The 23706-nt window shown below is 60.3% G+C and carries 22 protein-coding genes and 2 tRNA genes; 16 read left to right on the plus strand and 8 right to left on the minus strand.

Annotated features, from left to right (window positions below):
* Positions 1-15: 15 nt before the first annotated feature.
* Entirely contained in the window at positions 16-1935 is a 1920-nt protein-coding gene (dnaG, locus tag CPI83_RS11730) for a DNA primase (protein ID WP_003941578.1), read from the plus strand.
* Between the two features lies 1 nt (position 1936).
* Here dnaG and CPI83_RS11735 read toward each other — a convergent pair whose 3' ends face one another.
* On the minus strand, positions 1937-2188 hold the full coding sequence (locus CPI83_RS11735; protein WP_003941570.1) for a hypothetical protein: 252 nt from the start codon (positions 2186-2188) through the stop codon (positions 1937-1939).
* A 136-nt stretch (positions 2189-2324) separates the two neighbouring features.
* Here CPI83_RS11735 and CPI83_RS11740 point away from each other — a divergent pair.
* A tRNA-Asn gene (locus tag CPI83_RS11740) sits at positions 2325-2397 on the plus strand.
* 72 nt (positions 2398-2469) lie between these two features.
* Here CPI83_RS11740 and CPI83_RS11745 read toward each other — a convergent pair.
* Both CPI83_RS11745 and CPI83_RS31200 read right to left on the minus strand, forming a co-directional pair.
* Positions 2470-2691 carry an HAD-IA family hydrolase gene (locus CPI83_RS11745; protein WP_232816911.1) on the minus strand — a complete coding sequence of 74 codons (222 nt, stop codon included), beginning with the start codon at positions 2689-2691 and terminating at the stop codon, positions 2470-2472.
* 197 nt (positions 2692-2888) lie between these two features.
* On the minus strand, positions 2889-3086 hold the full coding sequence (locus tag CPI83_RS31200) for a hypothetical protein (RefSeq protein WP_003941659.1): 198 nt from the start codon (positions 3084-3086) through the stop codon (positions 2889-2891).
* Positions 3087-3263: 177 nt separating this feature from the next.
* Between CPI83_RS31200 and CPI83_RS11755 the strand changes: the two genes are divergently transcribed.
* Positions 3264-3337 (plus strand) — tRNA-Ile (locus CPI83_RS11755).
* Between the two features lie 827 nt (positions 3338-4164).
* On the opposite strand, the gene CPI83_RS11760 is transcribed toward CPI83_RS11755, so the two are convergent.
* Positions 4165-5127, minus strand: coding sequence for an HTTM domain-containing protein (locus CPI83_RS11760; protein ID WP_080910074.1), 963 nt, complete (start codon positions 5125-5127; stop codon positions 4165-4167).
* Positions 5124-5615 carry a hypothetical protein gene (locus CPI83_RS30725; RefSeq protein WP_020969946.1) on the minus strand — a complete coding sequence of 164 codons (492 nt, stop codon included), beginning with the start codon at positions 5613-5615 and terminating at the stop codon, positions 5124-5126. The genes CPI83_RS11760 and CPI83_RS30725 overlap by 4 nt, the downstream gene beginning before the upstream one ends.
* 366 nt (positions 5616-5981) lie before the next feature.
* On the opposite strand from CPI83_RS30725, the gene CPI83_RS30730 reads away from it, so the two are divergent.
* Both CPI83_RS30730 and CPI83_RS11775 read left to right on the plus strand, forming a co-directional pair.
* Complete coding sequence (locus CPI83_RS30730; RefSeq protein WP_024487644.1) at positions 5982-6698, plus strand: SGNH/GDSL hydrolase family protein; 717 nt, start codon at positions 5982-5984, stop codon at positions 6696-6698.
* Positions 6699-7326: 628 nt separating this feature from the next.
* Positions 7327-7674 (plus strand): hypothetical protein, encoded by a 348-nt coding sequence (locus CPI83_RS11775; protein ID WP_024487645.1) that lies wholly within the window; start codon positions 7327-7329, stop codon positions 7672-7674.
* Positions 7675-7868: 194 nt separating this feature from the next.
* Here the strand turns inward: CPI83_RS11775 and CPI83_RS31205 are convergent, their stop codons facing one another.
* Positions 7869-8210 carry a hypothetical protein gene (locus CPI83_RS31205; protein WP_020969943.1) on the minus strand — a complete coding sequence of 114 codons (342 nt, stop codon included), beginning with the start codon at positions 8208-8210 and terminating at the stop codon, positions 7869-7871.
* Positions 8211-8453: 243 nt separating this feature from the next.
* On the opposite strand from CPI83_RS31205, the gene CPI83_RS11785 reads away from it, so the two are divergent.
* Positions 8454-8972 (plus strand): DinB family protein, encoded by a 519-nt coding sequence (locus tag CPI83_RS11785; protein WP_020969942.1) that lies wholly within the window; start codon positions 8454-8456, stop codon positions 8970-8972.
* Here CPI83_RS11785 and CPI83_RS11790 read toward each other — a convergent pair whose 3' ends face one another.
* Entirely contained in the window at positions 8973-10445 is a 1473-nt protein-coding gene (locus CPI83_RS11790; protein WP_020969941.1) for a mannitol dehydrogenase family protein, read from the minus strand. It lies immediately after the preceding gene.
* Positions 10446-10452: 7 nt separating this feature from the next.
* Positions 10453-11463, minus strand: a complete 1011-nt coding sequence (locus tag CPI83_RS11795; protein WP_029255625.1) for an NAD(P)-dependent alcohol dehydrogenase — start codon at positions 11461-11463, stop codon at positions 10453-10455.
* A 139-nt stretch (positions 11464-11602) separates the two neighbouring features.
* On the opposite strand from CPI83_RS11795, the gene CPI83_RS11800 reads away from it, so the two are divergent.
* The 10 genes from CPI83_RS11800 (at position 11603) to CPI83_RS11845 (ending at position 23539) form a co-directional block, all read left to right on the plus strand.
* Positions 11603-12601 carry a sugar-binding transcriptional regulator gene (locus CPI83_RS11800; protein ID WP_084326281.1) on the plus strand — a complete coding sequence of 333 codons (999 nt, stop codon included), beginning with the start codon at positions 11603-11605 and terminating at the stop codon, positions 12599-12601.
* 63 nt (positions 12602-12664) lie between these two features.
* Positions 12665-14017 (plus strand): sugar ABC transporter substrate-binding protein, encoded by a 1353-nt coding sequence (locus tag CPI83_RS11805; RefSeq protein ID WP_047887969.1) that lies wholly within the window; start codon positions 12665-12667, stop codon positions 14015-14017.
* Positions 14014-14964 carry a sugar ABC transporter permease gene (locus tag CPI83_RS11810; protein WP_019748978.1) on the plus strand — a complete coding sequence of 317 codons (951 nt, stop codon included), beginning with the start codon at positions 14014-14016 and terminating at the stop codon, positions 14962-14964. The genes CPI83_RS11805 and CPI83_RS11810 overlap by 4 nt, the downstream gene beginning before the upstream one ends.
* Positions 14964-15830: a carbohydrate ABC transporter permease gene (locus tag CPI83_RS11815; protein WP_007731137.1), complete on the plus strand. Its 867-nt coding sequence runs from the start codon at positions 14964-14966 to the stop codon at positions 15828-15830. The genes CPI83_RS11810 and CPI83_RS11815 overlap by 1 nt, the downstream gene beginning before the upstream one ends.
* 27 nt (positions 15831-15857) lie before the next feature.
* The gene (gene ugpC / locus CPI83_RS11820; protein WP_019748976.1) at positions 15858-16952 is read left to right on the plus strand and encodes a sn-glycerol-3-phosphate ABC transporter ATP-binding protein UgpC; all 1095 of its coding nucleotides are present in this window, start codon (positions 15858-15860) and stop codon (positions 16950-16952) included.
* A gap of 95 nt (positions 16953-17047) precedes the next feature.
* The gene (locus CPI83_RS11825; protein ID WP_019748975.1) at positions 17048-17965 is read left to right on the plus strand and encodes a carbohydrate kinase; all 918 of its coding nucleotides are present in this window, start codon (positions 17048-17050) and stop codon (positions 17963-17965) included.
* A gap of 95 nt (positions 17966-18060) precedes the next feature.
* Positions 18061-20277 carry an MMPL family transporter gene (locus CPI83_RS11830; RefSeq protein WP_097387247.1) on the plus strand — a complete coding sequence of 739 codons (2217 nt, stop codon included), beginning with the start codon at positions 18061-18063 and terminating at the stop codon, positions 20275-20277.
* Between the two features lie 18 nt (positions 20278-20295).
* Positions 20296-21498, plus strand: coding sequence for a sensor histidine kinase (locus CPI83_RS11835; protein ID WP_092763371.1), 1203 nt, complete (start codon positions 20296-20298; stop codon positions 21496-21498).
* Positions 21495-22169 carry a response regulator transcription factor gene (locus CPI83_RS11840; protein WP_019748972.1) on the plus strand — a complete coding sequence of 225 codons (675 nt, stop codon included), beginning with the start codon at positions 21495-21497 and terminating at the stop codon, positions 22167-22169. Before CPI83_RS11835 ends, CPI83_RS11840 begins: the two co-directional genes overlap by 4 nt.
* Before the next feature lie 65 nt (positions 22170-22234).
* Positions 22235-23539: an HNH endonuclease signature motif containing protein gene (locus CPI83_RS11845; RefSeq protein ID WP_097387248.1), complete on the plus strand. Its 1305-nt coding sequence runs from the start codon at positions 22235-22237 to the stop codon at positions 23537-23539.
* Positions 23540-23706 lie beyond the last annotated feature (167 nt).

Consider the following 23706-nt stretch of genomic DNA (forward strand, 5'->3'; position numbering starts at 1 on the left):
CCTAGACTGATGTACGTGGCGGGCCGAATTTCTGACAGAGACATCGCGGCCATTCGCGAACGCACTCGCATCGAGGACATCGTCGGTGAATACGTTTCACTCAAGCGTGCCGGTGGCGATTCGATCAAAGGTCTGTGTCCCTTTCACGACGAGAAGTCGCCGTCGTTCCACGTGCGACCCAACCACGGCCTCTACCACTGCTTTGGCTGCGGTGAGGGCGGGGACGTGTACTCGTTCCTGCAGAAGATGGATCACATCAGCTTTGTCGAGGCTGTCGAGCAGTTGGCGGATCGGCTCAGCTACACGATTTCGTACGAGGGTGGTGGGCCGTCCGTTCAGCGCGATCGCGGCACTCGTGCACGCTTGATCGCAGCAAACGCGGCGGCTCAGGAGTTCTACGCCGCTCGTCTGCGCGAACCCGATGCCCAGGCGGCTCGCGACTACCTCACCGAGAGAAACTTCGACGGTGCCGCAGCACTGCAGTTCGGGTGTGGATACGCGCCCGAAGGTTGGGACACTCTCACAAAACACTTGATGTCCAAGGGCTTCGAATTCAAGGAACTCGAAGCAGCCGGGCTGTCCAAAGAGGGGCGACGAGGTCCGATCGACCGGTTCCATCGCCGTCTTCTGTGGCCGATCCGCAGCGTCGCCGGTGACGTCATCGGCTTCGGTGCCCGCAAGCTTTTCGACGACGACACCATGCCGGGTAAGTATGTCAACACGCCGGAAACGATTCTCTACAAGAAGTCTCAGGTCTTGTTCGGCTTGGACCTCGCCAAGCGCGACATCGCCAAGGGACACCAGGCAGTAGTCGTCGAGGGCTACACCGACGTCATGGCGATGCACTTGGCCGGCGTCAAGACTGCCGTCGCTTCGTGCGGAACCGCCTTCGGTGAGGAGCACCTTGCGATGCTCCGCCGACTCCTGATGGACGACAGCTACTTTCGCGGTGAGATCATCTACACCTTCGACGGTGATGCCGCAGGGCAGGCCGCTGCGATGAAGGCGTTCGAGGGTGATCAGAAGATGGCCGGGCAGACGTTCGTCGCCGTCGCGCCCGATGGAATGGACCCGTGCGACTTGCGTCTGAAGTCTGGTGACGCCGCCGTTCGCGACCTCGTGGCACGGCGCACTCCGATGTTCGAGTTCGTGGTGAAGTCCATCCTCACCGAACACGATCTGGAGACCGCTGAAGGTCGCGTCGAGGCACTGCGTCGTACCGTTCCCGTCGTTGCGCAGATCAAGGAATCAACTCTGCGCGACAGCTATGCGAATCTGTTGTGCGGATGGGTCGGTTGGGACGATCTTCCGTCGGTTCGACGACGAGTGCGTGACGAAGCTCGCAAACGGGCGTCGACGCGCGGATCTTCGCCGGCGCCCAAGCGTCGTCAGGTTGTCGAGGCACCTGCTGCCGATGCGCTCGCGCTGCCGATCGGAATTTCCAGGCCCCGGCCCAACGATCCGGCGCTCTCGACGCAGCGAGCTGTCCTCAAGGCCGCATTGCAGCACCCTGGCATCGCCGGCAGTGTCTTCGACTCGTTGCCTCCCGAGACATTCACCCACCCCGCCTACGTTGTCATCAGACAGGCAATGGCTGACGCCGGTGGAACGAGCAAGGGGCTCGGTGGCGCCGAGTGGATCGAAGTCGTCACCAAGGGCGTCGAGGACATGACGGTGGCCTCGGTTGTATCTGAGCTGGCCGTCGAACCGATGCCGTGCGACGAAGACACGGTTCCGCGCTACATCAACGGAGTGCTCGCACGACTGCAGGAAGCGTGGGTGGGCGAGCAGGTTGCCGACCTCAAATCCAAGCTTCAGCGCGTTTCACCTGCTGCGGCCCCGGAGGAGTACAACTCACTGTTCGGAGACCTCGTGGCGCTGGAGCAGTATCGCCGACAGCTGCGTGAGCAGGCTGTCGGCGACCAAAGCGTCTGACCTAGCGGTTTTTCTTCAACTGGTCGTGGGGGACCAGAATCGTGGTCTCCTCGTTGATCGGCTTCATCGGCTCGAGCTTGGGCTGAGTACTCAGTGAGTCGGCCAGCTTCTGCCGTGACGCGTCCAACACCTTCTTTGTGGCCGGACTAGTGGCCACCGCCTTCGCGGCCCGGCTGATCTGCTCGTATCGTGCGCGGCCCGCTTTGGTTCCCAGGACGTACCCAGCTGCAACACCGATCAACAAACGCATCATTCCTGCTTCCCTCCAGCACCGATCGTCCTGACTCCATCCTGCCTGATGACTCGCTGGGCAGGCGATTTGGTACTTCGGTGGAGGATTCGCTACAGTTTCTCAGGCAACGCCGGAACGGGCGAAGCGAGCAAGACAATCCCCTGTAGCTCAATTGGCAGAGCTTCCGACTGTTAATCGGACGGTTGCTGGTTCGAGTCCAGCCGGGGGAGCAGCAAAGCCTCTCACCTGAGAAATCGGGTGGGGGGCTTTCTTGTTGTGGTCTGACCTTGTCTTTGTCTGACCTAGCGCGCTCGCAGCAGACCCACCGATCGAAGTGCCGATTCGACGTCTGCAGCCTTGTTTGCTTGTTCGCCGCGAATTCCCAGCCGTCGAGCGCTGAGGACGTTGACCGGGTTGTCGTCGACGAAGAAGGTCTGCTGTGGACGCGCATCGAGAAACTCCAGCGCAGCCAGGAAGGCCGCAGGGGTCGGGTTTGGTAGCTCCGAGCATGCAGGAGAAAACATGCTTGTCGATTGCCACTGGAGTTACAACACTTTCGATGGCGGCCAACAGGACAGGCCCGTTGTCGTTTTCAGTGACGCCGATGGCCGCTGCACCCGTGAACGCGACGCGTAGATATTGGCGACAGATACACCAAAGCCCGACGCAAGTGTCTGCGTCGGGCTTTCGGTGGAACCGCCGAACTGTTTGACGGGTGCGCTTACTTCGCTGCGCGATCCGACGGCTCGAACAGCCGGATGATGTGGCTGGGGTTGATGTAATAGACACCATTCGGAGAATTGAGGACGAGAGTGTCTTCGGTGAAATCGGTGACGGTGCCGTTCAGCTTCGCGCCGTCGGACATGATGATCCGGATCGTGGCCTTCGAGTTCTTGAATTCGGTCAGTGCAAGCTTCATGTGGTGATCCTGTTCCGTGGGGTGTGCACTCCCACGGTATCGGCTCATCGCTCCTGTGCCGACCAACCTTGGAAGACTCGACTCGAAAGAGTGCAACGCGTCACCGCCTGCCCGATTGTGATCCGCGTCGGATGTGCCGGTAACATTCGGATTCGCCGCGATGCATCGCATCCGGATGGGGCGGTAGCTCAGTCGGTTAGAGCCGTGGACTCATAATCCATTGGTCGCGGGTTCGAGCCCCGCCCGCCCCACGTTCAGGTGCCGTGAGCCCGCGGGTCAGCCCCAATGACTTTTGTCGAAGATCATGCTGCAGACGATCGCCAAGGCGACTAGTGCGCAAAGTGCAATCACCAGGACAGTTGCCCACACGTTGTTGGGATTGAATCGCCTGGCAATGCGCCTGCGGTTGCGTCTGAGTCGAGCGTTCGTGGTCACACAACGAATCGTCGCATCATGATCGTCGATCGCAGATGAGGTGAAAGTCTCGGATCCAGATGACCAATTTCCCGACAGTGTCGGATGTGCAACGCTTCTGGACGTGACCGAGATGGCGACCACTCGGAAGACGAAGGAAAAGTAGGTACCTATCCAGGTATTTCAGCGTATGTGCTCAACCAGCCGAAGTGTCACGCTCTAGATGTACCTACGCACGGCGATCGAAGGTGATTTCGACGATCGAACTCAGGGGTCACTGAACAATTGTCTGTACCTGCCGACGCGAGCCCGGCCCACAGGTGACGACGATGCGTTCCAGTGACCCCCTGAGCGTCGACGCACGCTGGTTAAGCAGATAGCTGGCACGAAACCTTCTTCGCCTGGTGTAGGTGCAGGCAGTCGAGCCGACCCCCCGCGGCTCGGCTGCCCTCAACACGCGATGTGGGGTCCGAATGGCGGCGCCGAATTGGCGATTAGGGCGCCCGTCTGCGAACCGAATGTCAGTGAATGTAGAAGTTCTCGGAATTTCATTGGGAGACAGTAGGTTTGTTTGATCCCCAGGTTGAGGGAGTCTGGGGATCGCCTACCTGTGATTGGGGCACTCACGAACTGTGACGGAAAGGTCCGCTCCCGGATATTAGATTTACGGTGCGTCCGAACTGGCCGGAGATACTTGACGTGGAGTTTCCGGCGCCGACGTTCTACCGATATCGGGCCTTCTGCCCAGGACTCGCTTGGTGACCCATACGGCAGGTGCCGACAGGAACGGCAGATACACGAAGATATAGCTGTCGAACTCGATGCCCAACGCGAGATAAACCCCAAGGTGAAACCCGAGTAAGACGACGATCCCGATTCTGAACAAGACAGGGAAGAGCACGGCAACGATCAACCAGCCTTCAGCGAAGACAGTGGCGTAGTCGAGTGCTTTCCATAGCCACTCCGAATGGATGTCGAATAGTTCGTGGGTCAGCGGACCGAGCTTGGTGGGGTCAGCGACGTCTCGCGCAACGTAGCCCCGGGTTGCCTGCAATTCGGGGTTCAGCCAGCCCGACGCAGCTTTGGGTAGTGCCGCTGTAAACAGGGCGTAGGCGACCGTCACTGCCCAGATGAGCATGGGCAGTCCGCGGGTTTGAAGTGCTTTGCGTTGTGTGCGTGAACGTCGTGCGTCGAGGGACCATGCGGCGCCCCATCCAGCGGCTGCCATGGCCACCGGCAAGATTTCGAAAAGAATGAAGTGGTCGACCTTGCCGAAGGAATTGACCAACCCGCTGCCGGTCATGAGCGTGAGGGTCATTGCGATGGACGCGGCCGTCGTTCGATATCCGACCAAGATGGCGATCGCCAGGATGAATCGGGCGACTTCGAGTCCGACGAGGAAGTTCTCGGAGGGTGGTGACGACAGCAGGGAGAACGGACCGGATTGCGGATGAAACAGAATCGAGGGAACCTCGCCCGCCCACGTGTAGTCGATGGGAAACGCGATCACATATAGCGCGAAGAGGATTCGAATGACAGCGAGGAACCTCGCATCCCCGCGGTACGCCTCGCACAACTGATCGATGTGGTCGCGCAGGAACAACAGAGTTCCCGCACGGGCACTCATAGATCAACCCTTGTCGTTTCGCACGGGTCAGTTGACGCATCGGTTCCGTCGGTGATGTCGATAATTGTTTTGCGCCAGCAGAACTCGATACTGTCCGGGATGGCACCACTTCCGACTTCGACGCTGCGGTTTCGGAGCCATTCGACCAATTCAGGGTCCGCGGTTCGGGTGTTGCGGTCGCCTGCCCCGCTGGGGCGGAACGCATAATCGAGTGATGCTCTCGCGGATGAGTAGCGAATATCGCCGGCGAGATCCACTGGGTTGGGACTGATCGTGGATCCGTCGGTGTAATGGAGAGTGATATCCAAGCCACTTCCACTGAACTCGCCGTCTGCATTGGGCACGCCACCGAAGCTGGGCATGCGAATTGTCGGGTACGGCTCAGGGCGGACACCGAACGAGTAGGCGCCTTGCACGAGGAGTACGACTGCGAGTGCTGCGATCGCGATCAGTCGCCGATTGCTGCGCTTTGCTTCTGTTTCCGGCATGTCGACGTTCTTCCTGGCACCTGGTGCCGGTTTCTTCGAATGAGAAAAATAGAGGGGATTGCCGAGCGAGGGGACTGGGTGTTGTCGCGCGTCCGTGCAGATGTGCCGAAAGTAGTTGAAGTGTCGACGAAATATAGCTGCGCGATTGCCGCTTGTCGCAGTGTTGATTTGAAAATGGACTTTGGTCCGTCGAATGGGGGACGGTGTGCCCTGAATGCTTTGCCGCGCCTTAACTTCCAGCAAGCTTGGCCCCAGTCTGCTGTGAGAGCGGGATTTCACTCCTTCGTTGATGGCCGATTCAAGCGGAACGACAGATGCTTGACACTCGCTCAGAGGCAACATGATTCGACCCCGTATGTTTACGGGGTGACCAAACCCAACAAGCGAACTGTCGCCGTCATCGGTGCCATGGTTTTCACCGTCGTAGCGGTGATCGTAGGATTTGCGTACGAGCAATCCCGAGACAGTCGGGCAACTGCCTCTGTATCGCAGCCTGACAGTTCGGCGCCGGCGCTGAATGCCCCTACCGACGACTTCGACACGGTCGCAATTTTGGGGGACTCGTACTCGATTCCGAACACGACGGGAGATCATTGGCCGGCGCTGCTCGCCTTCGATCGTCGCTGGTACCTGGCAGATTTTGCGAGCGGTGGCACCGGCTACGTCCAGGGAAACGAGGAAAAAGGCAAGCTACCGTTCGGTGCGAAAATTGATCAGGTCGTTGCGGTGAATCCCGAGGTCGTCATCATCGCCGGCGGTCGGAACGATGTTTCGTACCCGCTCGAGGTGCGAGATGCGACTCGGGAGTTGTATGCGCAGCTACGAGATCGGCTTCCTCACGCCAAGGTTGTCGTCATCGGCCCCATCATGGACAACCGGCCTCCATCCGAGACCGCTGTCAATGTCAACGATCGAATCCGTTCCGCCGCTGAGCAGTACAAGCTGCCTTTCATTGATGCGCTCGCCGAGAACTGGCTGTCGGACCCGACGTTACTCAAGGAAGACGGCATGCATCCCACGCCGGCAGGTCAAAGGCTCATGTTCGAGAAGATCAGCGAGCACCTTCACTCGCTCGGTCTCTAGCTCTGAAGGAAAGCGAAGAGGACCCCGCAGGCGCGGGGTCCTCTTTTTCGTGAAAAGTATTGTCGGACTTAGGTCATCAGTAGCGAGGACTTTGGGCGCAGTCTTGGCTGGCCGGCTGCCTCGCACGGTGATGGAAAAGTTCGGGTAAGAAGGCTCTCGCGGGCTGTGTCGCCGCCCCTATCCGCGTTGCGGCTTTTGTGAATCGCAGTTCACCGCAGGTGATGCACGCGCGGCGATACCTACGCTGGGAGGTCGTCGGCGGAATGTCGTTTCTTGTGCCTTGCCGGTGGCTCGACCATCACTGCAGCCTGAACGGAGATGGAAGGGGCGGCGTAGATCATGTCGACAAGTTGGCCACCCTTGATGTTCTGCGCCACCCGTGATCAAACCGGGCAATCGGAACAAAGTGCTTGTCGAAGAGTTACAGTTGATGTTAATATGTAACGATAAGTCGCAAAATGAACATCGGCTTCGAGGTCGCGCTACCGGAAGCCGATGGGCGCCGGGGGAGATTGGTCTGCTGTCGATGGACGCGACGCCCGTTGGGTGGCACAGATCAAGGCTCTGCGAGTTGCTCCCGGTCGCACCTCTGATCAACCTGACAGACCAACGTAACGGAGAACATACTGTGGCAATCAAGAACTCGATCGCGCCTGGTGTCATAGCGGATCATGGAAACAGGCTGTTCGGCAACACTATTCGATCAGCTGAAGGTGAGGAACTCGTCCAGCGGCTGAATGCCATGTTCGAGCGAGCGAACAGCACAGGTCAGGTGGTGAATCAACGAGAACTCGCGACCGTGCTTTCTGCGCGGAGATCCGAGGATTCCCCGGGCGACCGGTCGATTCCGGCGCCTGACAGGCTGATGCATGCAACCGAGGGACTCTCGTACGAATCCCTCTCCTTGTTGATTTGTGCGGCCGAGCATTTGCTGCGTTCGGAAGGCGTACATGTCGACTCGGCGCCCTTCACCTGAGGGACGACGAGACTCGTCGAAGCCTCGGCCACGAACGCGTCACAGAATCTTCGAAAAACGAATCGAAAACCCTGGAAAATCGAAGTGGCCGGTCCTTCGCTGACGAACGAATATTTGTCACGAACGGAATGACGTTCATACGTCGTTGTTTGTAATTCCGTTGTGCGATAGGCGAATCGGACGCCCCGCGTTGCTCAACCGCAAGATCCCGATTCCGCAGCTTCGAAGGCTTCCTGGATGCGCTGACGCCCCTCAGCGTCGAATCCCCTCCAGTCGCGGTATGGTCCGCTCATGTATTCGCGGACTCGATCGATCGGTGACGCGGAATCGCTAGGAGTACGTCCCAATTCTTCGGCCAATCCGAGTATCGACTGGCAGATCTTTTCGACGGAGTCTGGTACTTCGAGCCTTCGGACCCACGTTCCGCCCGTTTCGGTTGTTGTCGTTGCGGTGTCGGGTTGCTGCACTGTCTGCGACCCGCAGCCCGCAATCAACAAGCCGGCAGCGAGAGTGGACAAGGCGAGCGAAGAGCGCATGTTTCGAATCAAACCAGATGCCGCAAACGATGATGGAAATACGGATCAACATTCGGCCCGGGCACTCGAATGAAGTGAATTGACGACCACCGCCTGCTCTTGCTGTTGCGCGGCTAGGGTGCGCCCACTTCCGCGCCACACGCGGAGAGCGTCAGCACGAAGGTAACCGCAAGACCGAGCATGATTCGCTTCATCGGCCGATCGAAGCAGGCTGACCCCGCCCTGGCGGACTATTCTCGATCCATGCCGATCACCCCGGATACAAAGAACTGGACCTGGGTCCTCGAACGCCCATGCGGCGAGTGCGGGTTTGATTCGTCCGCTGTTGCGTTCGCGGATGTTCCAGATCTTGTGCGTAGCAATGCCGTCTCGTGGGCCGAGGTACTGGAGCGCGAGAATGTGACGGAGCGACCGGACACCGAAACATGGTCAGCGCTGGAGTATTCCGCCCACGTACGCGACGTGTTCAGGATCTTCAAGGTGCGGTTGGAACAGATGCTCGAATTCGACGATCCGCGATTCGAGAACTGGGATCAAGACGCAACAGCTGAGGCCGAGCGGTACAACGACCAAGATCCGGCAACGGTGGCATCGGAATTGTCCGACGCCGCCGCGGAGGTCGCGAATGCCTTCGAAACCGTGCCAGAGGGTAGCCGCCAACGACGGGGTCTCCGCAGTGACGGATCGGCGTTCACCGTCGAATCGTTGGCGGCCTACTTCATTCACGATCCGATCCATCACCTGCACGACGTCTCGGCGTAGTCAGAGCCCGCGCACCTCCTCGAGGGTTCTTCTGGCTCCGACGGAGTGCAACGAGTCGAGGGTCTTTCGGAAGCTTGCGACAAATCGGCGATCGTCCACGAGATCGCCGAACACTTGGCGGTACCCGATGAAGGCCAACGGGTCGCTCGACTGTTTCTGGGCGAGCGGCACTAGAGCGTCCGACAGCTGATCGACGACGGTGATGGGATCTCCGTTCTCGTCTGTGCCCTCGGCGTAGCGGGCCCAGCTGGCGACAATTGCGGTGGACAGGTTGATCGACCCACCGGTGTCGAGTTGGGTCCGGATGACGGGCAACAGCCACTTGGGAATTCGATCGGACGACTCGGCGCACAGACGCGCAATCGTGTCGCGGACCTGGGGGTTTGAGAATCGTTCGATGAGGGTCTTCTTGTACTGATCGAGGTCGACGCCGGGTACCGGATCAAGGGTCGGCGTCGCTTCCAGATTCATGTAGTCGAGCAGGAACCCTGACAAGAGTTCGTCCTGGCATGCCTCGTGGACCAGGCGGTATCCGGCAAGGTAGCCGAAGTACGCGATGCCTTGATGGCTGGCATTGAGAAGGCGCAGTTTCATCAGTTCGTACGGGCGAACATCCGGCACGAGATTGACGCCGGCATTCTCCAGAGGTGGCCTGCCTGAGGTGAACTCGTCCTCGAGGAACCACGCGGTGAACGGCTCAGCTGCGACCGGCCACTGATCGTTCACACCAAACGTCTCGGCGATCTCGGTGGTCACCTCGGCTGTCGTGACGGGTGTGATCCGGTCGACCATGGAGTTGGGGAAGGCGCCGTTCTCTTCGATCCACTCCGCAAGTTCGGGATCCTTCAGAGCGGCGAACGCTCCGACTGCCGTCCTGGCGACCGATCCGTTGCCTTCGATGTTGTCGCAACTCATGATCGTGAACGGGGTGAGGCCCCGGTCGCGACGGAGTGCGAGTGCCGCACAAATCAGACCGAAGGTGGTGCGGGGGAGTGTTCCCGGCTCGAGATCGTGCATCACATCGGGATGGGACGCGTCGAACTCGCCCGTGGTGTGCGAGATGTTGTATCCGCCCTCGGTGATGGTGAGAGATACGATTTTCGTCGATTCGGATGCCATCTTTTCGATCACCGCCTCTGGATCCTCCGGAGCGAACAGGTACTCGACGATCGACCCGATGACCCGGCCTTGGAGGGTTCCGTCAGCATGCTTGAGCGCCAGCGTGTAGAGGCCGTCCTGCGCGCGGAGAGCGTCTTTCATTTGCTTGTCCGACGGCATCACTCCCACTCCGCAGATTCCCCAGTCGAAGGCTTCACCTCGTCGCAGGAGGGTATCGATGTACATGGCCTGGTGTGCACGGTGAAAGCCTCCGACACCGAAATGCACTATGCCGGTAGTGACTTTGCTCCGGTCGTAGGTCGGCACTTCGAGTGCAGCATCGAAGTCGAGCAAGGTCTTCGTATTGAGTTCCATGAAAGTTCTAGTCTCCTTCGGCGACGATGACTACGGCTTTGATGCTGCCGGGAATGCGATCGGCCACCAGGGCCTCTTGCGATTGTTCGAGTGAAAAGCGTGCTGTGACCATCGAATCCAGGTCGACGCGCCCGGCAGCGACCAGTGCGGCGGCGATCGGCCACGTGTTGGCGTATCGGAACACTCCGGTGAGCATCAGTTCGCGATTCTGAATGATCGGGACCGGCAACGGTATCTCGTCGGCACCCATTCCGACCAGAACGACGGTCCCAGCGGGCCGAACTGCGTGAATCCCGTCGATCACTGCGGCCGTGGCACCCGAGGCGTCGATGAACGCATCGACGGCCAGCGAGCGTACGTCGCTTTCACGAGGATCAACGACGGTTGTTGCGCCGAATTTCAGTGCCACATCACGCCGGGCCGCATCGATGTCCGAGACGATGACTTCCGTCGCGCCGAATGCCTTGGCCACCTGCGTCGTCACGATTCCTACCGGGCCGGCGCCGGCGATCAACACACGAGAGCCGGCAGTGATTCCCGCTTTCTGGGCTGAGGCGATCCCTACGGAGAGTGGCTCGAACAGCGCAGCTGCCTCGTAGGACACGGAATCTGCGATGGGATGGGCGAAGTCGGCACCGATCGTGACGTAGTCGGTCAGCGCACCGTCGATCGGCGGCGTCGCGAAGAACTCCATCTGAGGGCAGAGGTTGTATCTGCCTGCCTTGGATTCGGAACTGGTCGGATCCGGCTTCTGAGGCTCGATGGAGACGCGCTGCCCGATGCGTCTTGGGTCGACGCCGTCACCGACTGCGGCGATGCGTCCAGATGCTTCGTGTCCGAGAACGAGCGGTGAGTTGACTACGTAAGGGCCGATGCGACCTTCGTGAAAGTAGTGCGCGTCCGACCCGCACACGCCCACTGCATGGATGCGAACGAGGACTTCACCCGTCTTCGGGGACGGTCGTGGTCTCTCGACCATCTGCATCTTTCCGGTCTCAACGAGGACATTTGCCCGAATTGTCGCAGGTAGATCGACGGATTCTCCGGAAACTGTTGTGTGGGTCACAGCGTAGATGTTAGCTTAATGAGCATAAGAACATCTAGTGAGCATTTGCTCACGATCGAGAAACTTTGAACCTGATGCACAAGGAGACCGTGTGAACCAGTCGGCTCAGCCCACAGGACTCAAGTCGTCGAAGTTGCCGGCTTCCGAGGATGTGCGGCTCGCCTTGCGGGCAGCGACCATGTATCACCTCGAAGGCGCTACTCAGGCGGAGATTGCAGCGAAGTTGGGCGTCTCGCGGCCTACGGCCGGGCGGCTGTTGGCCAGGGCGCGGACGCAAGGTTTGGTCAGGGTCGAGATTATGGTGCCGCCGGAGCTCGAAGGTTCGGTGAACACGGAGTTGGAATCGAAACTGGAGAAGCACTTCGGGTTGGCCGAAGTTTTGATTGTGCCCGAAGCAAATTCGGACTCGGACGATCCGGACTTCGACGCGCTCGGCCGACGAGCAGCGGAAGTTCTGGTTCGTCGTCTGCAGCCGTCGAGCGTTCTCGGGTTTACCTGGGGTCCGGAAACCGTTGCGGTAGCAGGATCTTTGCCAGACAAGGCGGCGAAGTGCTCGGCTGTGGTACAACTTGACGGCTCCATGACGGTGACCGACTACCAAACCGGTGTCGACTTCACCATCGGCCGATGTGCACAACAGTTGCAGGCCAATCCTATTCGCCTCAATGCTCCGCTATACGCCGACCCGGCGACTGTGGAGTCGATGCGAAACGACTCGGTCATCTCGAAGGCGCTGCAAGCCGGAACTGATTCCGACATCATGGTTTTCGGAGTTGGTGCCGTCTCGACTGCCACGACCTTGTTTGCCGGTAGCTTCGTCGACTCGACCATGCTGGACGAGTTGGAAAGTCGAGGCGCTGTCGGTGAAATCGGCGGCCGTTTCTACACGATCGACGGCAATCCAGTGGAGGGGCCACTGCCTGAGCGAACGGTCTCCGTATCGCTCGACGCAGTGAAATCCTGCGATCAGACGATTCTGATTTCGGGGGGAACACACAAACGCCAGGCCGTTCTGGGCGCATTGCGCGGAGGTTTGGCAAACGTACTCGTCACCGACGTCGAGTGCGCCCAGTGGCTGCTCGAAGGCTAGCGATCTCACGAGTTTCGCTGTCCGAGCGCGCGACTGACACGCAAGTGTGAAGGAAGGTAATCCGTGAAAACAGGAAGACGAGTGTGGGGCGCTGCCGCGGCGGCGCTCTGCCTCCTGGTGTCGGGATGTGCGGGCGCTGGTGCGCTCGGTGGTTCCGGCGAACGAACAGTCACCATCGCGATGGTGTCGAACTCGCAGATGCAGGACGCCATCAAACTGGCGCCGGCTTTCGAAGCCGAGAACCCTGGCATCGACCTCAAATTCGTCAGCCTTTCCGAGAACCAGGCGCGTGCCAAGATCACAGCGTCGACGGCAACCGGCGGCGGTGAGTTCGACGTCGTGATGATCAGCAACTACGAGACACCTCAGTGGGCCGCCAACGGTTGGCTCACGAACCTGTCCGAGTATGCAGACAAGACGCCCGGTTATGACGAGGACGACTTCATACCGTCGATCAAGACTTCTCTGTCATACGAGGACAGTATGTACGCGGTCCCGTTCTACGGGGAGTCGTCGTTCCTGATGTACCGCAAGGATCTGTTCGATCAGGCGGGGATAACAGTTCCCGAAGACCCGACGTGGCAAGAAGTTGCAGGTTGGGCAGCGCAGTTCGACAACCCGGATGCCAAGATGGCGGGAATCTGTTTGCGTGGAAAGCCTGGCTGGGGCGAGGTACTCGCGCCGCTGAACACCGTGATCAACACCTTCGGTGGACGCTGGTACGACGAGAATTGGAATGCGCAGCTGACCAGTCCGCAGGTCGAGGATGCGGTTCAGTTCTACGTGGACACGGTCAAGGAGCATGGTCAGCCGGGCCCTGCCACAAGCGGATTCGGTGAATGTGCAACACAATTCGCGCAAGGCAACACGGCGATGTGGTACGACGCGACGTCGGCTGTGTCGGTTCTCGAGGACCCTGCGTCGTCGAAGGTAGTCGGCAACATCGGATATGCGAAGGCCCCGAAGGCCGAGAAGTCCGATCCTGGTTGGCTCTACACCTGGGCGCTCGGAATCCCGGAGTCGGCAAAGAACAAAGATGACGCCTGGAAGTTCATTTCCTGGATGACGAACAAGGACTACATCCAGAAGGTCGGAACCGAACTCGGCTGGTCGAGAGTTCCTCCGGGAAGTCGCCTATCGACCTACGAGATTCCGGAATATCAAGAGGCCGCACAGGCATTCGGTCCGATCACCCTCGAATCGATCAACAATGCAGATCCGAAAAACCCGACAGTGCAACCGGTTCCGTACACCGGCGTCCAGTTCCTCACCATCCCTGAGTTTCAGGACCTGGGCACTCGCGTCAGCCAGCAGATCAGTGCTGCCATCGCGGGTCAGAAGAGCGTGAAAGAAGCACTCGAACAATCCCAGCAGTATGCCGAGGTGGTCGGCAAGACCTATCAGGAGAACCGATGACTACGGTTGCCGAGCCCAGAACTACGGTGGACGACGCGCCACCGGTCCGTGTCGAAAAGAAGATCTCCCGCGCCGAGGGTTGGCGTCGTAGAGGTCCCCTGTTGCCGGCGTTGATCTTCTCGATCGTCGTCACCCAGATTCCGTTTCTGTTCACCCTCTACTACTCGACGCAGTCGTGGAACCTTGTCCGGCCGGGATCGCGGCACTTCAACGGGTTCGACAACTACATCGAGGTTTTCAAGGACAGTCAGTTTCGGGAAGTCGCGGTCAACACGGTCATCATGATCGTGGGTACGGTCATCGTTTCGGTGATCCTCGGACTCGCGTTGGCACTCCTACTCGACAGAGCCTTCCTCGGTCGCGGGATCGTGCGGACACTGCTGATCACGCCATTTCTCATCACCCCCGTCGCTGGCGCATTGCTCTGGAAGACAACAATGTTCGACCCGGTATTCGGTATCGTGAACTTTGTCCTCCAGCCGTTCGGTGTCGGCCAGGTCGACTGGGTCAGCAAGTTTCCGCTCGCCGCCGTCATGATCAATCTGATCTGGCAGTGGACGCCTTTCATGATGCTGCTCATTCTGGCCGGCTTGCAGTCCATGCCCCGAGACATCCTCGAAGCCGCACGGGTGGACGGAGCCAAGCCGTTTGCGATGTTCCGCGAACTGACACTGCCGCACCTGCGCCGTTTCATCGAACTCGGTGCAGTTCTGGGTGCGATCTACCTCGTGAACACCTTTGACGCGGTGTACATGATGACGTCGGGCGGGCCAGGCGTGGCCAGCTCGAACCTGCCGTTCTACATCTACCAGCGCGCATTCCTCGGCTTCGACGTAGGTCAAGCTGCGGCGATGGGTGTCGTGACAGTGATCGCGACCATCATCGTCTCGACACTCGCGCTCCGATTGATCTTCAAGAGCTTCACCGGCAACGAGGAGGCGGCGTGATGACTGCCGTAGAGACGACAAGCGTGACGACCGACAAACCCGTCGTCAAGAAAAAGAAGAGCAGTAAGTTCAGTCCGTGGTCGGTCGTGGCGTGGATCGCCGCTCTCGGGTTCTTCTTCCCGGTCTTCTGGATGGTCCTGACCGCGTTCAAGACCGAGGCAGACGCCTACACGGATCCGCCGAAGTTGTTCTTCACCCCGACACTCGAGCAGTTTCGTGCCGTTCTCGATTCCGGTCTGGGTACAACGCTGGCGAACTCGGCATTTGCCACAGGAATGTCGACGATTCTTGTTCTGCTACTGGGTGTTCCGGCTGCGTTTGCATTGTCTCTTCGCCCGGTGAAGAAGACCCAGGATGTGCTGTTCTTCTTCATCAGTACCAAGATGCTCCCAGTCGTCGCCGCAATCGTGCCGCTGTACGTGATCGTCAACGACATCGGATTGCTCGACAACATCTGGGCGCTGGTCATCTTGTACACATCGATGAATCTGCCGATCGCAGTGTGGATGATGCGTTCGTTCTTTCTCGAAGTCCCCGGCGAGCTTCTCGAAGCCGCCAGCATGGATGGCGCGAGTTTGTGGACCTCGGTTCGAGAGGTGATCCTCCCGCTGATCTCGCCCGGAATTGCTGCGACTGCGCTGATCTGCGTGATCTTCTCGTGGAACGAATTCTTCTTCGCAGTCAACCTGACAGCTGTTCAAGCGCAGACGATTCCGGTCTTTCTGGTCGGGTTCATCACCGGCGAGGGCCTGTACTGGGCTCGGCTCTCCGCGGCAGCGACCATGGCGGCATTGCCCGTCATCCTGGCCGGTTGGTTCGCCCAGAACAAACTGGTGCGCGGCCTGTCCTTCGGTGCAATCAAATAATTCTCCTCACCCTCTCAGGAGTTCGTCATGGCTGAAATCTCGTACCAGAAAGCGTCTTGCATCTACGAAGGTGCCGGGACCCTCGCTGTAGATTCACTCGATCTTGACATCAAGGACGGGGAGTTCATCGTGCTCGTCGGTCCGTCAGGTTCCGGAAAGTCCACGGCCCTGCGCATGTTGGCAGGGCTCGAGGACATCGATTCCGGTGCGATCACCATCAACGGCAAGGACATGACCGATGTCCCGTCGAAGGATCGCGACATCGCAATGGTCTTCCAGAATTACGCGCTGTACCCCAATAAAACCGTCGGCGAAAACATGGGGTTCGCGTTGAAGATGCGCGGTGTGCCCGTCGAGGAGCGTAAGAAGAAAGTTGCCGAAGCGGCCAAACTGCTTGACCTGACGGAATACCTCGACCGCAAACCGGCCAAGCTTTCGGGTGGTCAACGGCAGCGAGTTGCCATGGGCCGAGCAATCGTTCGTGAACCGCAAGTGTTCTGCATGGACGAGCCGCTCTCCAACCTCGACGCAAAGCTACGCGTCCAGACCCGCACGCAGATCGCGGCGTTGCAGCGTCGTCTCGGAACCACCACCGTCTACGTCACGCACGATCAGGTGGAAGCGATGACGATGGGTGATCGCGTGGCAGTGCTCAAGGGCGGCAAGTTGCAACAATTCGCTTCTCCGACCGAACTTTACGATCGGCCGGCCAATGCGTTTGTTGCCGGCTTCATCGGATCTCCAGGTATGAACTTGGTAACGGCGCCGGTCAGTTCGGGTGGGGTGCGTTTCGGCGACGTCGAGGTTCCGCTGGACCGCGAGCAGATGGCGGCAATCGCCGCGGCCGGTCTGGCTTCGGTCACAGTAGGAATTCGGCCCGAGCAATTCCAGGTGGTTGCTGCCGGAGACGGAATCGCAGCTCAGATCGACCTGGTAGAGGAACTGGGCAACGAGTCGTACATCTACGCACACGTGCCTGGTACCGAAGCCGACCCGATCTCGCTCGTTGCACGCACCGGCGGGCGATCGAAGCTGCAGTACGGCCAGACGCTGGGCTTCGAGCGGGTGGACGGTCCTGTTCACCTCTTCGACCCGACTACGGGTGAGCGCGTGGGTAGCTGAATCCCATCACAATCGTGACCTGCTCGGCACCCGAACTCGTTCGTGCCGAGCAGGTCACATCCATCTTCGACTGGTGAGAAGGTTAGGGTCTACCGATGAGTGATACACGCGAACGATCCGTCGTGGTGTGTGGTGAGGGACTGGTTGATCTGGTTCCGGTGGGGGAGAACTTCTCACCCAAGTTGGGCGGTGGACCGTTCAACGTTGCGATAGCGGTGGGTCGACTCGGATCCGACGTGGGATTCGTCTCTCGCTTGTCCACCGACGCGTTCGGAGATCGGATGATCGACTCGCTGGCCGCGTCGAATGTCGACACGACCGGAGTCGAACGTGGGCCCGAGCCGACAACTCTGGCCGTCGTGAACCTTGCAGCGGACGGAGGTGCGCGGTATTCCTTCTACCTCGAGGGAACGGCGGATCGACAGTTCGCGCTGCCGAAACTTCCCTCTGCGCGGGCATTCTCGTTCGGAACGCTGTCGCTGGTGCTCGAGCCCGGGGCCTCCGCTTACGAAGCCATGCTGCACGAAGCGCACGCCCGCGGTCGACTCACCATGGTGGACCCCAACATTCGTCCGGCGGTGATCTCGGACCCGGAAGCATATCGACGACGATTTCGTTCGTGGTTGCCCGCCATCGATATTCTCAAAGTGAGCGACGACGACGCCAAGTGGTTGGGTTCGGTCGACGGCGCCGAGTGGCTCGACGAAGGCGTCGGCGCCGTACTGCTCACCCGTGGCGGTGACGGGTTGCGGTTGATCACCAAGGAACTCGATGTTTCGGTGCCGGCGCCCGCAGTCGACGTCGCGGACACGATCGGTGCCGGAGATACCGTACACGGAGCCCTGCTGGCCTACCTTGATCGTCACGACGCACTCGATGTCGCCGTTGTGCGCGGGTTCTCCGAGGCAGACTGGTCGGCCGCGTTGACCTTTGCCGCACGCGCGGCAGCCGTCACCGTGTCACGACCAGGGGCGGATCCGCCGTGGTCAAGGGAGTTGGGCCTGCCCGTCTAGCACTGGGGACCACCGCCCTACTGCGAGCGCAGTACGTCGAACTGCCTACCTGTGCACGATGTGCGACGGGGTCGTGTATCGGCACAGTGATACGCATGTCGATATTCTTGTACAAACTCTCACGACTCGCGTTTCGCCGCCGCTGGGCAATGGTGGGCTTCTGGGTCGTCCTGCTGGTGGCGGGCGGAGTTGGCGCAGCAACGCTGTCCGGTCCGACCGTCAATACATTGTCGATCCCGGGCACAGAATCGCAAGCGGCACAGTACCTTCTGGCTGAACGGTTCCCGGAATCGTCCACCGGCGGAGCCAGTGCTCGCATAGTCTTCGAATCTCCGGCGGGCACGACGCTCGCCGATCCGGCCATTCGACAATCCGTCAGTGAATTGGTCTCTGCGCTCGGGAAGGACCCCGAGGTTGCAGCGGTATCGGATCCGTATGCATCCGGCGGAGTGTCGCCGACTGGGACGATCGGATACATGCAGGTCTCCTATACCGCCGACTCGATGGACTTGCCGGACAGTTCGAAAGAACTGCTCGAGTCCGCCGTCCACGACGCCTCGGATTCAGGGCTGGCAGTCGATGTTGCCGGCAACGTGCTGATGGAAAGCAGCGCCGAATCCATGGGAGAGGTGATCGGAGTCGCGATCGCCGCGGTGGTGCTGACCGTCACCTTCGGTTCCTTGGTTGCGGCGGGGCTTCCTTTGATCAGCGCGCTCATCGGCATCGGCATCGCGATCTGCACGATCACCATCGCAACTGGTTTCATCGAATTGGGTTCGAGCACAACCGTCCTGGCAATGATGCTGGGGCTCGCCGTGGCGATCGACTATTCGCTGTTCATCGTCTCGCGCTACCGCTCCGAACTACGTGACGGACATGATCCGGAAATTGCTGCGGGCCGCGCAGCGGGGACTGCGGGTTCGGCCGTAGTGTTCGCGGGGTTGACCGTCCTCATCGCACTGGCCGGACTGTTCGTCGTGAACATCCCGTTCCTGACAAGCATGGGTCTGGCTGCAGCATTCGCAGTTGCTGTTGCAGTGGTGATTTCACTGACGCTGCTGCCCGCCACACTCGGATTTGCAGGGTCGCGCGTCCTGAGTCGGTCTGATCGTCGACTGCTGGCGTCCGGCGGTGAACTGACACACCGGAAACAGTCGGAGGGGGCGGGCTCGCGATGGGCCAAGTTCGTGATCCGGCGTCGAGTTCCGGTTTTGCTCGCGTCAGTCCTCGGGCTGGGATTGCTGGCGATCCCCACCTTCGGAATCAACCTGAGTTTGGCGAGCCCACCAGTGCCCGACACAACTGCCGCCAGGGCTACCGACCGACTATCCGAGGGGTTCGGTGCCGGGTTCAGCGGTCCGCTCATGGTGGTTGTCGACGTTGCCGACGCCGCAGATCCGGCAGCGGCATTGAGCGGCGCCCAGGAAAAGCTCGGTGCTCTGCCCGACGTAGCGGCAGTGACGCCGCCAGCACTCAATCAGGCCGGCGATACAGCAGTCATCACGGTGGTTCCCTCGAGTGGCCCGGAAACCGAGGCAACAAAGGCGCTCGTCGCAGATATACGTGAGGTCGCCGGATCACTGACCGACGAGACCGGGGCCACGATGTCGGTCACCGGTCAGACAGCGTTGACGATCGACGTCTCGGACCGCTTGGCTGATGCCCTCGTTCCCTACCTCGCATTGGTCGTCGGCCTCGCCTTCATTCTTTTGATGCTGGTGTTCCGCTCGATCTTGGTACCGCTCAAGGCAACTCTCGGATTTCTGCTCTCGATCGGCGCGACGTTCGGTGTGCTGGTCGCGATCTTCCAGTGGGGTTGGTTCGCCGGCATTCTCGGAATCGAAGGCCAAACCGGATCAGTTGTGGCGATGTTGCCCATCTTCATGATCGGCATCGTCTTCGGGTTGGCGATGGACTACCAGGTGTTCCTCGTGACCAGAATGCGTGAAGCGTTCGTCCACGGTGACGGACCGGACGAAGCAGTCGTGAAGGGCTTCGACCAGGGCGCCCGAGTCGTCACGGCCGCGGCGCTGATCATGATCGCCGTTTTCGCGGGCTTCATCTTCGGCGGCGACGCCTTCATCATGCAGATCGGACTCGGACTCTCGTTCGCGGTTCTGTTCGACGCCTTCGTGATTCGTATGACCGTCGTACCGGCCGTCATGTCCCTGTTGGGCTCGAAGGCATGGTGGTTCCCCTCATGGCTGGACCGGTTGGTCCCGAACGTCGATGTCGAGGGGGAGCAGTTGACTGCGCTGCTCGCAGATTCGAAGGAATCCAGTGAACCCACGAGCGACAAGTTGTCGGTATGACCCGGATACGGTAGATCGATGACTTCGACATCGACGTGGGGTCGATGGTGTGCGGAACACCCGCGCACCATCGACCTGGCACTGACGATCCTCGTGCTCCTTGCCACGTGGACGGCGCACCGCATCGCGCTCGATGGCAATGACACCCGCGAAGTAACAGTTGTGGGAGTCCTTGTAACAGCGATCGCAGCGGCAACCATCGTATTCCGGAGGCGCTACCCGTTCTCGGCGCTGGCGGTGGCAGTACTTCTCGGCGTATTGATGATTGCACTGTCAGCGCCGCCGAATGCCGGCACAGGTTCCGCGGCGATGGTGTGCCTCTACTACGTTGCCAGCACGAGTGACCGCCGGAGGACCTTCTTCGCAGCGGCGAGCACAGTCAGCTCGCTGATGCTCGTCACAATCATCCTGGGAGTGGGGAACAATCTCCTGCAGGAGGCACTGGGGTTGTTGGCCTGGTTGCTGATGGCAAGTTTCGCCGGCGCCGAGGTCCGTTCTCGCCGAGCCTATCTGGAGTCCGTCGAGGCGCGCGCGGTGCAAGCGGAAAGAATGCGCGAGGACGAGGCCCGACACCGCGTCGTCGAAGAAAGGATGCGGATTGCGCGAGACCTGCACGACGTTGTCGCGCACCACATTGCCTTGGTCAACCTGCAAGTCGGGGTCGCGTCGCACTTGATCGGGAAAGACCCCGAGAAGGCGACGACTGCACTACGCGGAGTGGAGGAAACGTCCAAGGCGGCACTCGATGAAATTCGGGCCACGGTCGGAGTTCTCCGTGACGCTCAGGACGGTGATCGCTCGATGAAACCGGCACCGGGGCTTTCGGATCTACCGGCACTGGTGGATCAATTCGTCAGTGCGGGAATGGAAATCGAAGTGCGCGCAGTGGGTTCGCTGCGCCCTCTCGGGCCAGCAGTAGACCTCACGGCGTACCGAATTATCCAGGAAGCACTCGTGAATGCGAGCAAGCATGCGTTGCCAGGGGCCGTCACCGTGTCGTTGTCGTACGAAGCCGAGGTTCTGGTGCTGTCGGTCGAAAACTCCGGAACGGCAGTGCCTTCGACGTCACCGCCCGGGTACGGACTGCTGGGAATGAAGGAGAGGGCACAGGCAATGGGAGGCGAGGTCTCAGCAGGATTCCGCGCGGACGGGGGATTTCGTGTGGACGCCCAACTGCCGCTGGTCTCGGTCTCCAGCGGTTCGGAGCGTGAGGAGTCGTGAGTATTCGGGTGGTAGTGGCAGACGATCAGGCGCTCTTCCGTCAAACGCTTGCGCTGCTGATCGGTTCGGAAGACGACATGGAGGTGGTCGCCGAGGCGGCAGACGGAGAGCAGGCATTCCAGGCGGCGCTCGAGCACCGACCCGACGTTGTACTGATGGACATTCGCATGCCGGGCACCAGCGGAGTCGAAGCGACCGCCATGATCGCCGATCATCCGGATTTGTCCGACGTACACGTACTGATCCTGACGACCTTCGAAGTGGATGAACATGTGGCACAGGCGATCCGGGCGGGAGCGAGCGGCTTCATCGGCAAAGGAATCCGAGCGGAGGATCTACTCGATGCTGTTCGGACGGTCGCAGGTGGGAACTCTTTGTTGTCGCCGATTGCGACCAGCGCGTTGATTTCTCGATTCCTTTCCACTCCGTCGCGGGCCGACTCGACTTCCGGGATTTTCGGTCAATTGACACCACGCGAACTCGAAGTGGTCACCCTCGTTGCCCTCGGGATGTCCAACGACGAAATCGCCGCGGAATTGGTGATCAGCGCGGTCACGGCAAAAACCCATGTGAACCGGGCGATGACGAAACTGGATGTCCGCGACCGCGCGCAACTGGTGGTTCTCGCCTATCAATGCGGTGTGGTGATTCCGGGACGCTCGGTGGATTGACTCGAGAAACTCTTGACTCGAACGGGTGTTCGAGTATTCTCCTGAGTAGGGGATCGGGGGATTCAATGAGCGTGCTGTTGTCGGATGTGGTGTCCGGTTCTGCAGTGGGGTTGCGCGGACGACTGTGGCGGTTGACGGCTTCTGAGTTGCGTGCTGCTGCGGTGTCGGCGAGTGTGGAGATTCTTCGTCTCGAGGCTGTGCGGGTGGCGGTGGTGGACGAGTTGTCGTTGCGGCCGGATGATCAGGTGATCGCCAGCCGCGGGGTGGGTTGCTGGTTGGCGGCGAACACGATGCTGCAGGTTCGGGACGGGAAGAAGATCGCCGCGTTGGGTGCGGCGCTGCGGCTGTTTCCGGCGGTGGCTGCCCGGTTCGATGTCGGGGACTGCTCCTTCGATCATGCCGTGTTGATCGTGGCGTTCTGCGAGTCACCACCGAAGGGCATGCCGGAGGAGGCGCTCCCTCGCTGTATCGATTTGTTGTTGGCTGCGGCATCCGGTGTGGAGGCCACGACCACGAAGGTACGGAACGTGATCGCGACCTTGGAGCGAGTGTTCGAATCCGATGAGATTCCGCCCGCCGAAGATACCGATCGGAACGAGCTCCGGATCGCGTCGACGTTGAACGGTCGGGTGGTGGTGCGCGGAGATTTCGATGCCCTCACCGGGGAAATGTTGTTGTCGGCGTTGTCGAACCTGACGATGCCCACCCCGGCACCCGATGGAACCCCCGATGCTCGGTCTGCGGCGAAACGGACGGCGGACGGGTTCACGGAACTGATCCGCCGCTATCTGGACTGCGCGAAGACCGGTTTCGATGGTGGGCAGCGTCCGCACGTGAACGTGCACATCAACGCCCGTGATCTTGCGGAGCACCGGGACTGCGCCGCCGCACCCTCGCCCGATGGTGGTGGAGTGGCTGTGTCGGATCTCGATGTCGGGCACATGCCCTGGCTGGGGCCACTGTCTGTATCGCAGACCAGACTCCTCGGCTGCGACTGCTTCCTCTCGACCGTGCTGCTCGACGACCACGGGGCGCCACTCGATGCGAAACCCGGGAAACGGTTGGTCTCTGCGGAGCAGCGCGTGGCGTTGATCGCCCGGGACAAGGGGTGCGCGTTCCCGGGCTGCGCGTGCGTGCCCGCGTGGACGGATGCGCACCATATCCGGCACTGGGCGAACGGCGGGCCGACGGTGATGAGCAACCTTGTCCTGCTGTGCCGTTCGCATCATCGATTGATGCACCGCAAGTCCGGGTTCGTCGGGAAATGGGTGATCCGCATCGGGGTCGACAACAAACCCTGGTTCATCCCACCGCCCTCGATCGACCCCGGCCAGCACCCGCGGCCGGCGAACACCACATTCAAAACCTGAGGGGTCAAACCTCACATGCACCAGAACATGTCCAGGCCTGTTTCAGACCCGCTGCTCTGTGTCCGACCGATTGGGGGGAGGTGGAGTCGAATGGGTGCGTGCTTTCGGGGTGACTCTACTTTCGGGTGCCCGTGTGGCCTGTCCCACTCAGTGGGTCATTCTTTCGT

The organism is Rhodococcus sp. H-CA8f (genome assembly GCF_002501585.1).
GTDB classification, from domain to species: domain Bacteria; phylum Actinomycetota; class Actinomycetes; order Mycobacteriales; family Mycobacteriaceae; genus Rhodococcus_F; species Rhodococcus_F erythropolis.